Below are 10,821 nucleotides of genomic sequence, written 5' to 3' on the forward strand. Positions count from 1 at the left end.
CCCTCAGAAAGGCGCCTGTCTGGCGGCGGCGACATAGGCGTCGGCGTCCTCCTTCAGGAGGAGCCGCTCCTTGACGAGCCTGTCGGCGACGACCCGCATGGTCGCCACGAAATAGGCGCGCGAGCCATAGCGTTCGATGAGAGAGGGCCGGGGGTCGCCGCTTTTCTCCCGCTCCGCCTTCGTCGCCGGAAAGGACGCCGACGCGCCCGCCGCGCAGGCCGGGCCGGTCTTTTCCTTTTGCGCATTGAAGCCGACGAAGGTCGCGACGGGCAGCGCGTGATCGGGCAGGCGCAGGCCCGAAAGCTCGTTGCCGTCGGGGTCGATGCGGGGAACGCGGCCGGCCACGGCCGGCGGGGCCGGCGTCCCCGGTATTTTCGGCCAGACGAGCGCGGCCGCCTCGACGAGATCGGCTTCGGTCGGCGCGCGTGACGGCGGGGGCTTCGCGCCTTTCGTCCAGTCGTCGAGCGCCGCCAACAGCGCCCGCAGCGCCGGCGCCGGCGATCGCTGGTTGAGGGGCGCGGCGCAATTTTCACCGGCGAGGGTCTGCGCCATTCCCGCAAGGAAGAAGCTGCGGCGAGTCTCCGCGGCCGGGCCGGGCAGGGGCCGCCCGCCCGCGCCCCAATAGGCGTCGCTTCCCCACGTGTCGATGACGCGCGGCCCTGTCGCCGCCGGCGCCGGCGCGTCCTGCAGCAGCAGGCCGTCGAACAGCGCCCCCGCCTCCGCGAGCGCCGCCCCTGCGCCGCCCCGGCCATGGGCCAGGAGGCGCCGCGCGCCCACGAGGCCCCGAAGCCGAGGCGCGAGATCGCGCAAGGCCGCCGCCCGCGCCGCCGGGGGCAGGCTCGACAGATCGAGCCGGGCGACCGCCATGCCGCGCGAGAGGGCCAGCGGGGCGAGATCGTCGCCCGGCGCCGTCTCGAGGAAGAGCGCCGCGCCGCTGTGATCCGAGGGCGAAGCCGGCCGCGCCGGGCGCATGAGCGCGATGTCGAACTCGTGGGTCTGCCCGCCGATCCGGACGGCCGCCCGCACGGCGGCGCTCGTCTCGGCAAGAGAGACGAGCTCGGCCCGCGCCGGGACGGCGAAGAGCATCGCGGCGCAAAAAAACTTAAGACCCTGGAGCATCCGCCGGCATGTCCCCCGCCCGCGCCCATTCCGCCGCGATTTCGAGATCGCTCAGAAAGCGCGCCCATTCCCTTTGCTTATCCTCTTCCCCCTTCAGGCGCAGCAGGAATGACGGGTGGATGGTGGCGATGAATTTCGCGCCCTGGTCGAGGTCGAGCAGTCGGCCCCGCAGCTCCGAGACCGGCTCGGCGCGGCCCAGAACGCCGCGAATCGCCGTGGCGCCCATGGCGACGACGAGCCCCGGCGCGACCAGGGCGCGCTCCTGTTCGAGCCACCAGCGGCAGGCGTCGATTTCGCCGGCGTCGGGCCGCTTGTGCAGGCGCCGCTTGCCGCGCGGCTCGAATTTGAAATGCTTGACCGCATTGGTGACGAAGCACTGTTCGCGCGGGAGATGGACCTTGGTTAGCGCCTTGTCGAGCAACCGGCCGGCGGGACCGACGAAGGGCCGGCCCGAACGATCCTCGAGATCGCCGGGCTGCTCGCCGACAACCATCACCCGCGCGCCGCGCGGCCCTTCGCCCGGCACGGCCTGGGTGGCGTTCCTGTAGAGCGGGCAGCGGGTGCAGACCTCTTCCTCGCCGGCGAGCGCGGCAAGGGTCATGAACTCGGACATGGGGAGTAAACGTTGGCCGGGGCCGCTTCGTTCGTCTGGAAAAAACCAGCCCCGGCCCCAAAAGCCTGCACCGCACTTCGGCCTCGCATTTTTCGAATTTCGCGCTAAGGGGGAGCGGCCGGAAGGGGCGGCCGCATCCGCCTCATGCGACGAGGGGAGAAATAGTCATGTTCGATCTGACAGGAAAAACGGCGCTCGTAACCGGCGCGAGCGGCGGCATCGGCAAGGACATCGCCCGCGCCCTCGTCGCGGCGGGCGCGACCGTGGCGCTCTCCGGCACGCGCCGCGAGGCGCTGGAGGCGCTCGCCGCCGAGATCGGCGGAACGACGCATGTCCTGCCCTGCAACCTCGCCGACCGCGAGGAGACGGAAAAGCTCGCGCCCGCGGCCGAGGCGGCGATGGGCGGCGTCGATATTCTCGTCAACAACGCCGGCATCACCCGCGACGGGCTCTTCATGCGCCTGAAGGACGAGGATTGGGAGACGGTCCTCAACGTCAATCTCACCTCCGCCTTCCGCCTGTCGCGCGCCGTGCTGCGCGGCATGATGAAGAAGCGATTCGGCCGCATCATCGGCATCACGTCCGTCGTCGGCGTCACCGGCAATCCGGGGCAGGGGAATTACGCGGCCGCCAAGGCGGGCATGATCGGCATGTCGAAATCGCTTGCCGCCGAGGTCGCCTCGCGCGGCGTCACGGTCAATTGCGTGGCGCCCGGCTTCATCGAAAGCCCCATGACCGACGCGCTGAACGACGCGCAGAAGGAGCGCATTCTCGCCGCCGTTCCCGCCGGCCGGCTGGGGACGGGCGCCGACGTCGCCGCCGCCGTGGTCTATCTCGCGAGCGCCGAGGCGGGCTATGTGACGGGCCAGACGCTGCATGTGAACGGCGGGATGGCGATGATCTGACGCGGCGGCGTTTTTGCCCTGGGATAAAGCGCGGCGCGCGGCGTCTTTTCGCAGCGCGCGCCCCTTCCGGCCCTCTCGCCAACCTGATTGAAGTATGTTACCAGACCGACGCCGCGAGAGGGGCGGCGCCGCCCTCATCCCCGACATCAGGCCCGAGCGCCATTCTGGCCGCGCCGCTTGGGGAATGGGCTGGCGCATATGAATCTTAGGGAGAAAACGGCGAGCGGGCGAATCCTGCGGCGCCGTCATCGGTGCGAGCACCATAGCAATAGGGACGAAATCAATGAGCGATGTCGCCGAGCGCGTGAAGAAGATCGTTGTGGAACACCTCGGCGTCGAGCCTGAGAAGGTCGTCGACAAGGCGAATTTCATCGACGATCTGGGCGCGGACTCGCTCGACACGGTCGAGCTGGTCATGGCCTTCGAGGAAGAATTCGGCGTCGAGATCCCGGACGATGCGGCCGAGACCATCGTGACGGTCGGCGACGCCGTGAAGTTCCTCGAGAAGGCCAAGGCCGCCTGATTTCGGAACATCGACGCGAAAGCGCGCCGGCCGACCGCCGCGCGCTTTTTGCTTCCGCCCCGCCCGGCGCACGGGCGGGCCTTTATCCTTCCCATCTGAATTAGAGAGCAAGCCATGCGCAGGGTGGTCGTCACCGGGCTTGGCGTCGTGTCGCCTCTGGGCTGCGGCGTCGAAACGAATTGGCGGCGGTTGGTTGCCGGCGAGCACGGATTCCGCCGCATCGACACATTCGAGGTCGACGACCTTCCCTGCCAGATCGCGGCGATGATCCCGCGCGGCGACGGCTCCAACGGCTCCTTCAACGCGGACCAGTGGTTCGACCCCAAGGAGCAGCGCAAGGTCGACGATTTCATCGTCTATGGCGCGGCCGCCGCGACGCAGGCGCTCGCCGACGCGGGCTGGACGGCCGACACGCCCGAGAAGCAGGAGGCAACCGGCGTCCTGATCGGCTCCGGCATCGGCGGCCTCGGCGGCATTTACGAGACCTCGCTCACCCTGAAGGAGAAGGGCCCGCGCCGCGTGTCGCCCTTCTTCGTCTCGGGCCGCATCATCAATCTCGTGGCCGGCTACGTCTCGATCATGCACAATCTGAAAGGCCCGAACCACGCGGTGGTGACGGCCTGCGCCACCGGCACCCACGCCATCGGCGACGCCGCGCGCATCATCGCCATGGGCGACGCCGACGTGATGGTCGCGGGCGGCGCCGAATCGCCGGTCAACCGCATCGGCGTCGCGGGCTTCGCCGCCTGCCGCGCTCTCTCGACCGGCTTCAACGACCGGCCGGCCGACGCCTCTCGCCCCTATGACAAGGACCGCGACGGCTTCGTGCTCGGCGAGGGCGCGGGCTGCGTCGTCCTCGAGGACTATGAGCACGCCAAGGCGCGCGGCGCGCGCATCTATTGCGAGCTCATCGGCTATGGCATGTCGGGCGACGCCCACCACATCACGGCGCCCTCGCCCGAGGGCGACGGCGCCTATCGCTGCATGAAGATGGCGCTGAAGCGTTCGGAGATTTCCGTCGCCGACATCGACTATGTGAACGCCCACGGCACCTCGACGCCGCTCGGCGACGAGATCGAACTCAAGGCCGTCGAGCGGCTGATCGGCAATGTCGAACCGAGACTCTCCATGTCCTCCACCAAATCGGCGGTGGGGCATCTTCTCGGGGGCGCGGGCGCGGTGGAGGCGGTGTTCACCATCCTCGCCATGACCAACAACGCCGCCCCGCCGACGCGCAATCTCGACAATCCTTCCGTCGAGACCGCGATCGACCTCGTTCCCAAAAAGGCGCGGGAGCGCGAGATCAATGTGGCGCTGTCGAATTCCTTCGGCTTCGGCGGCACCAACGCCTCGCTGCTGTTCCGCAAGCTCGGCTAGGACTTTCCGCGTTCTGCGGACTCCATCCCTGGGTTCCTGGGGATAATTCGGGCGGAGGCGCTTTGTCCGGAGCGGGCAAGGCTTGCGCTCCTGAATTCGCCACAATGACCCCTAGTGTGTACGGCTGCGGTTTTGCCCCCGCGGGATCGAGTCCCGCGGGTTCCCGGCTCCGTGTCCGGCTTCAGTTGGCGTGATGACGATGATGAGCGACGAGACCGGCGACAAGCCGACCCCTGAGGACGACACCGCCCAGGCCAAGGGCCGCGAAGCGAGTAGCGGGTCGGCCCCGCCGGCCGAACCTGGCGCAGGCGGCGCGGGCGCCCCCGAAACGCCAAGCGCAGCGCCGCCTGCCTCTCCCGCGCCAATAGCGGGGCCGGAGGAAACCCCAGAGGCGAAGCCGGTCGAAGCGGCTGCTTCCGAAAAGGCCGCGTCGCAAGCGGCCGCGGAGGCGCCGAAGCCCGAAACGGGGCCAGCCGACTCCGCCGCCGAAACCGGTCCAGCCGAGCCCATCCCGGCCTCACCCGAGCCGCTCGAGCCTAAAAGCGCCGAGCCCGCCCCGGCGCAGCCCGCCCTTTCAAAGCCGGCCGCGCCCTCGGAGCGGGAAGGCGAGAAAACTGGCGGGTCCATCTTCAGCCGCCGCGCCACCCTTCAGGCCGCCCGGCAGACCCTCCAGCCGGAAGCGCCCCCGGCCCCGCCCAGGAAAAAGAAGAAGCGCCGCGACGGCACGCTCTCGGTGATGAGCGGCTTTCTGAGCTTCATGCTCGTGGCGCTGGTCGCCGGCGTCTTCGGCGTCATCGCCGTGCTGCACAAGCTCAAGGAGCCGGGTCCGCTCGCCGCCGACAAGATCGTTTATCTGCCCCCGCGCAGCGACGTGCCGGAAATGCTGGCGCAGCTCCAGCGCGAGGGCGTCATCGACAGTCCGTCGCTGATGAATTTCGCCGTGCTCGTCGAGGGCGCGCGCGGCAAGCTGAAGCCCGGCGAATATGTCTTCAAGAAGCAGGCGAGCCTGCGCGACGTGATCGACGCCCTCGTCGCCGGGCGCCAGCTCATGCACACGCTGACCATTCCGGAAGGATTGACGAGCGAGCAGATCCTCGAACGGCTGCGCGACTCCGACCTCCTCGCCGGCGATATTCTCGAAGCGCCAAAGGAAGGCGCGCTGCTGCCCGAAACCTACAAGTTTCCGCGCGGCTTCCCGCGCAGCAAGCTCATCGTCAAGATGCAGGAGGACCAGCGCAAGCTCGTCGATCAGATCTGGGCGAAGCGCGCCAAGGACCTCCCGCTGCGGTCGCCCTACGAGCTCGTGATTCTCGCCTCCATCGTCGAGAAGGAGACCGGCAAGGCCGAGGAGCGGCCGCGCGTCGCCGCCGTCTTCACGAACCGCCTGCGCAAGGGCATGCGACTGCAATCCGATCCGACGATCGTTTACGGCCTCGTCGGCGGCAAGGCGACGCTCGGGCGCGGCATCATGCGCTCGGAAATCGAGAAATGGACGCCCTACAACACCTACGCCATTGACGGCCTGCCGTCGGGTCCGATCGCCAATCCGGGCAAGGCGGCGCTGGAGGCGGTCGCCAACCCGGCAAACACCCGTGACCTCTATTTCGTCGCGGACGGCACGGGAGGCCATGTCTTCGCCGAGTCGCTCGACCAGCATTCGCGCAACGTCCAGAACTGGCGCCGCATCGAGCAGGAGCAGAAGGCGAAGGCCGGCGAGGGGATCGACCAGAGCGCGCCGGCCGCCGTCCCGCCGCCCGCCCCCCCCAAAAGCGACAAGCCCGACAAGCGCACCCAGGCGCCGATCGGCCGGATGATCGCGCTCGGCGCCCGGCACGAGGATTATCCCGCCTCGCGCGAGATGGCGGCGGATGACGGGCCAACCCACCGGATCGGCAAATTCTCTCCCGCCGGCGCGGCCTTTTTCCTCGGCGGATACGAGGATCCGACCGCCGACGCCACGCCGCGGCCCGCGCGGCTGCGGGTCGCAAGGCCCTATTTCACCGAGCCCGTGGCCCAGCCCAAGGGGCCTGCGAACGGCTTCGATCCCACCCTGCTCGCGGCGCGCGCGGCGCCCGAGGGCGAGGGCGAGGAAGAAGGCGCGCTTGGCCCGGACATGCTGGCCCGCGAGAGCGCCGACGGCAAGGCGCTGCCCGACGGCCCGGGAGACATTGCGCTTTATCCCGTTTCGCCCGCGCGGCGCGCCGAACTCAAGGCCCGCGCCGCCCGGCTCGGCCTCGCGACCGGCTCGGACGACGCGCCGACCGACGCGCTGGTCGATCGGACGGCGCCGGAAGAGACGCCCGTCCCCGCCCCCGCGCGCGTCGCCGACGGGGCCGCCCCGCTGGCGCTCGCGCCCGCGCCGCAGCGCGCCCGCCCGCGCGCCTTCGACGCCTCCGAGGGCACCCCGCTCGATCCGCTGCGCGACAAGAGCTGGGACCTCACCTCGGCCAAGACTGTTCCCTCGGCGGCCAGCATTCGCTGACGCCGCAGCAAACCGGAGCGCGCCGATGACCGTCGCAAGCATGACTGGATTCGCCCGCGCGCGCGGCAGCCTCGGCGCCTGGAGCTACGCCTGGGAGCTCAAAAGCGTCAACGCCAAGGGCCTCGATCTCCGGGTCCGGGTTCCGCCCGGTTTCGACGCCGTGGAGATCAAGGCGCGCGCCGCGCTTTCGGCTCGCCTGACGCGCGGCTCCGTCTTCGCGAGCCTGTCCGCCCAACGGCTCGAGGCGCAGGGCGTCGCGCGGATCAATCGCGCGGCCCTCGACAAGCTGCTCGCGGCGCTCGACGACGTGCCTCTGCATGCGAGCCTTGGGCCGGCGTCACTCGACGGCCTGCTCGCCGTCCGGGGCGTCGTCGAAATCTCGGAGCCCGAGGACAACGAGGCCGAGCGCGCGGCGCTCGAAAGCAGCGTTCTCGCCGCGCTCGGGACCGCGCTCGACTCCCTGCTCGCCGCTCGCGAGGCCGAGGGGCAGGCGCTCGCCGCCGTGCTCCGGTCGCGGCTGACGCGCATCGGCGCGCTCGCCGCCGAGGCGGACGCCCTGCCGGGCCGCCATCCCGAGGCCGTGCGCCATCGTCTGGCGCAGCAGGTGGCGCGTCTGCTCGAAAGCGCCGAGGGGCTCGACCCGAACCGCCTCCATCAGGAGGCCGTGCTGCTCGCCGTGAAATCGGATATCCGCGAGGAGCTCGACCGGCTCGTCGCCCATGTCGCGGCGGGGGAAAAACTGCTGCGCGACGGTGGCCCCGTCGGGCGCCGGCTCGATTTCCTCGCCCAGGAGCTTTCCCGGGAAACCAACACGCTCTGCGCCAAATCCAACGATCCGGCGCTGACGGCCATCGGGCTGGATCTCAAGATCGACGTCGAGCAACTGCGTGAACAGGTGCAAAACATCGAATGAACCCGTGCGACGGTTGAAAGAAACGCCCTAATTTCTTATTGGCGGTAACCCGCATCCCGAGACCCCCGCCGACATGGATCACACACCTCCGCTGCGCCGCGGCGTCGTTCTCATCCTTTCCTCGCCCTCCGGCGCCGGCAAGACCACGCTGACGCGGATGCTGCTTCAGGATCGGGACCTCGACCTCACCTTATCGATTTCCGTGACGACGCGGGCCCGCCGGTCGAGCGAGGTGGACGGCATTCATTACCGCTTCATCAACGAGCGCCAGTTCGTCGTCATGCGCGACGCCGGCGAACTTCTGGAATGGGCGGAGGTGCACGGCAATTTCTACGGAACGCCGCGCGCGCCGGTCGAGGCGACGCTCGCCCAGGGCCGGGACTGCCTCTTCGACATCGATTATCAGGGCACGCGGCAGGTGCGCGAGAAGATGGGCGCCGACGCCGTCACCGTCTTCATCCTACCGCCGTCGATGAAGGAGCTGCGCGCCCGCCTGGAGCGCCGCGCCGAGGACGCAACCGAGGTGATCGAGCGCCGGCTGGAGAATGCGCGCAAGGAAATCCAGCGCTGGAAGGACTACGACTATGTGATCGTCAACGACGATCTCCAGCGTTCCTTCGACGATCTGATCGCCATATTGCGCGCCGAACGCCAGCGCCGGCCGCGGCAGGCGCACGGCATAGAGGCTTTCGTCGACAGGCTCCTGAGCGAGTAGAAAGCGGCGCCATCCGCGCTATTCTGGAGGCCATGCACGCACTCCTCCTCAAACGCGTCTATGAGCCCCCCGAGAAAGACGACGGCGCGCGCGTGCTCGTCGACCGGCTGTGGCCGCGCGGGCTGACCAAGGAAAAGGCCGCTCTCGACCATTGGGCGAAAGAGGTCGCCCCCAGCAACGAGTTACGCCGCTGGTTCGGCCATCGCCCCGACCGCTGGGAGGAATTTGCCGCGCGCTACCGCGAGGAGCTCGAGGCTCCGCCGGCGCAGGCGGAGATCGCGGCGATTCGCCGCCTCCTGCGGCAGGGCAGGGTCACGCTCCTTTACGCCGCCCATGACGAAGCGCAAAACAACGCCGTCGTGCTGCGTGAGGCGCTGCGCAAGCCTCACTGAGCCGTAAAGGCGTTGGCGAGCGCGACGAAGCCCGAAACGTCGATTTCCTCGGCGCGCTTGGTCTCCTCGATTCCGGCCCGCGCGAGCAGCGCCCCGGCGTCGACTCCAAGCGACTTCAGGCTTTGCCGCAGCATCTTGCGGCGCTGGCCGAAGGCGGCCTGCGTCACCCGCGCCAGCGCCCTCGCGTCGCAGGGCAGGGGCGCGGGGTTCGGGATGAGCTCAACGACCGAGGAGGTGACTTTCGGCGGCGGCGTGAAGGCCGCCGGCGACACGTCGAAGAGAATGCGGGCCTTCGTGCGCCAGCCGCACAGCACCGCGAGACGGCCGTAGTCGGCGCGGTTCTGCGGCGTGGCGACGATCCGCAGCGCCACCTCTTTTTGAAACATCAGCACATAGCGGTCGAAGACCGACGGCCAGGGCTCCGCCTCGATCCAGCGCGCGAGCAGGGCGGTCGCGACATTATAGGGAAGATTGGCGCAGATGCGGGCGTTACGCGCCGCTCCCTGCGCACGCACGAGCGCCGCGAGGTCGATGTCGAGCGCGTCGCCCTCGATCACGGTGAGACGCCCCGGGTAATGGGCGGCGATGTCGGCGAGCGCCGGCAGGCAGCGCGCGTCGCGCTCGATGGCGACGACGCGCGCCCCCTGCGCCAGAAGCGCGCGGGTGAGGCCGCCGGGGCCGGGGCCGATCTCGACGACGACCGTCTCGTCGAACGACCCGGCCGCCCGGGCGATCCGGCCCGTGAGGTTGAGGTCGAAAAGGAAATTCTGGCCGAGCGTCTTCTTCGCGTCGAGTCCATGGCGCGCGACGACCTCGCGCAGGGGCGGCAGGCTTTCGGTCACGCGGTCATCCGTCCGGCGAGCTTGATCGCCTCGATGAGGCTTCTCGGGTCGGCGACGCCCTTGCCGGCGATGTCGAAGGCCGTGCCGTGATCGGGCGAGGTGCGCACGAAAGGCAGGCCCAGCGTGACATTCACGCCGCGATCGAAGGCGAGCGTCTTGATCGGGATGAGGGCCTGATCATGGGTCGGACAGAGGGCCACGTCATATGTCGCGCGCGCCGCCTTGTGGAACATGGTGTCGGCCGGATAGGGGCCGGCCGCGTCGATTCCCTTCATGCGGAGGTCGTCGATCGCGGGCGCGATCGTCTCGATCTCCTCGCGCCCGAGCGCGCCCTCCTCGCCCGCATGGGGATTGAGCCCGGAGAAGGCGAGACGCGGATGCGCGAGGCCGAAGCGCGCGCGCAGATCATGCGCCACGATTTCGCCCGTCTCGACGATCAGCGCGCGGGTGAGGCGTCGCGGCGCCTCGGCCAGCGGAATGTGAATGGTGATGGGGACGACGGCGAGTTCCTCGGACCAGAGCATCATCACCGGGCGCGCGGCGACGCCATAATGACGGGCCGCCAGCTCGCCCAGAAATTCCGTGTGGCCCGGATGCGAAAAGCCCGCCTTATAGAGAACCGCCTTGGCGATCGGATTGGTCACGACCGCGCGCGCCGCGCCACGCACGACGCTCTCGACCGCGCGCTCGATCGACGCGACCGTCGCCGCCGCATCCTGCGGCCGGGGCGCGCCGAAATCGCCCTGGACCATGCGCCCGACCGGGACGACCGGCAGCGCGCGGGCGAATACGGCCGGCGCCTCTTCCGCGCGCGTCTCCTCGATGGGCGCGTCGATCCCGAGCGCCCGCGCGACGCGGGCGAGATGCGCCGGATCCGCGATCACGAAAAAGGGCGGCAGATGCTCAGCCTCCCGCTCGGCGAAAGCCTTGAGCGTCAACT

The 10,821-nt window shown here is 69.6% G+C and carries 11 protein-coding genes; 7 read left to right on the top strand and 4 right to left on the bottom strand.

What is annotated here, in order from left to right; translation table 11 throughout:
• Positions 1–3: 3 nt before the first annotated feature.
• Both WOC76_RS19705 and WOC76_RS19710 read right to left on the bottom strand, forming a co-directional pair.
• Complete coding sequence (locus WOC76_RS19705; protein ID WP_341104325.1) at positions 4–1,119, bottom strand: alpha/beta hydrolase domain-containing protein; 1,116 nt, start codon at positions 1,117–1,119, stop codon at positions 4–6.
• Complete coding sequence (locus WOC76_RS19710) at positions 1,103–1,732, bottom strand: UdgX family uracil-DNA binding protein (RefSeq protein ID WP_341104324.1); 630 nt, start codon at positions 1,730–1,732, stop codon at positions 1,103–1,105. The genes WOC76_RS19705 and WOC76_RS19710 overlap by 17 nt, the downstream gene beginning before the upstream one ends.
• Positions 1,733–1,899: 167 nt before the next feature.
• Here WOC76_RS19710 and fabG point away from each other — a divergent pair, with 167 nt between their 5' ends.
• The 7 genes from fabG to WOC76_RS19745 all read left to right on the top strand — a co-directional run bounded on the left by fabG (position 1,900) and on the right by WOC76_RS19745 (position 9,039).
• Positions 1,900–2,637, top strand: coding sequence for a 3-oxoacyl-[acyl-carrier-protein] reductase (gene fabG / locus WOC76_RS19715; protein ID WP_341104322.1), 738 nt, complete (start codon positions 1,900–1,902; stop codon positions 2,635–2,637).
• Between the two features lie 283 nt (positions 2,638–2,920).
• On the top strand, positions 2,921–3,160 hold the full coding sequence (locus WOC76_RS19720; protein ID WP_281799750.1) for an acyl carrier protein: 240 nt from the start codon (positions 2,921–2,923) through the stop codon (positions 3,158–3,160).
• Between the two features lie 114 nt (positions 3,161–3,274).
• The gene (fabF, locus tag WOC76_RS19725; protein WP_341104315.1) at positions 3,275–4,537 is read left to right on the top strand and encodes a beta-ketoacyl-ACP synthase II; all 1,263 of its coding nucleotides are present in this window, start codon (positions 3,275–3,277) and stop codon (positions 4,535–4,537) included.
• 193 nt (positions 4,538–4,730) lie between these two features.
• Positions 4,731–7,019 carry an endolytic transglycosylase MltG gene (gene mltG, locus WOC76_RS19730; protein ID WP_445928478.1) on the top strand — a complete coding sequence of 763 codons (2,289 nt, stop codon included), beginning with the start codon at positions 4,731–4,733 and terminating at the stop codon, positions 7,017–7,019.
• 25 nt (positions 7,020–7,044) lie between these two features.
• Positions 7,045–7,932: a YicC/YloC family endoribonuclease gene (locus tag WOC76_RS19735; RefSeq protein ID WP_341104306.1), complete on the top strand. Its 888-nt coding sequence runs from the start codon at positions 7,045–7,047 to the stop codon at positions 7,930–7,932.
• A 73-nt stretch (positions 7,933–8,005) separates the two neighbouring features.
• Entirely contained in the window at positions 8,006–8,647 is a 642-nt protein-coding gene (gmk, locus tag WOC76_RS19740; RefSeq protein ID WP_341104304.1) for a guanylate kinase, read from the top strand.
• A gap of 32 nt (positions 8,648–8,679) precedes the next feature.
• Positions 8,680–9,039: a DUF488 domain-containing protein gene (locus WOC76_RS19745; RefSeq protein WP_341104301.1), complete on the top strand. Its 360-nt coding sequence runs from the start codon at positions 8,680–8,682 to the stop codon at positions 9,037–9,039.
• On the opposite strand, the gene rsmA is transcribed toward WOC76_RS19745, so the two are convergent.
• Together rsmA and pdxA are read right to left on the bottom strand one after the other, a co-directional pair.
• Positions 9,033–9,881 (bottom strand): 16S rRNA (adenine(1518)-N(6)/adenine(1519)-N(6))-dimethyltransferase RsmA, encoded by an 849-nt coding sequence (gene rsmA, locus WOC76_RS19750; RefSeq protein WP_341104299.1) that lies wholly within the window; start codon positions 9,879–9,881, stop codon positions 9,033–9,035. The two genes, WOC76_RS19745 and rsmA, sit on opposite strands and share 7 nt — an antisense overlap.
• Positions 9,878–10,819 carry a 4-hydroxythreonine-4-phosphate dehydrogenase PdxA gene (gene pdxA, locus WOC76_RS19755; protein ID WP_341431545.1) on the bottom strand — a complete coding sequence of 314 codons (942 nt, stop codon included), beginning with the start codon at positions 10,817–10,819 and terminating at the stop codon, positions 9,878–9,880. The genes rsmA and pdxA overlap by 4 nt, the downstream gene beginning before the upstream one ends.
• Positions 10,820–10,821: the final 2 nt, after the last annotated feature.

The organism is Methylocystis sp. IM3 (assembly GCF_038070105.1).
Taxonomy (GTDB): domain Bacteria; phylum Pseudomonadota; class Alphaproteobacteria; order Rhizobiales; family Beijerinckiaceae; genus Methylocystis.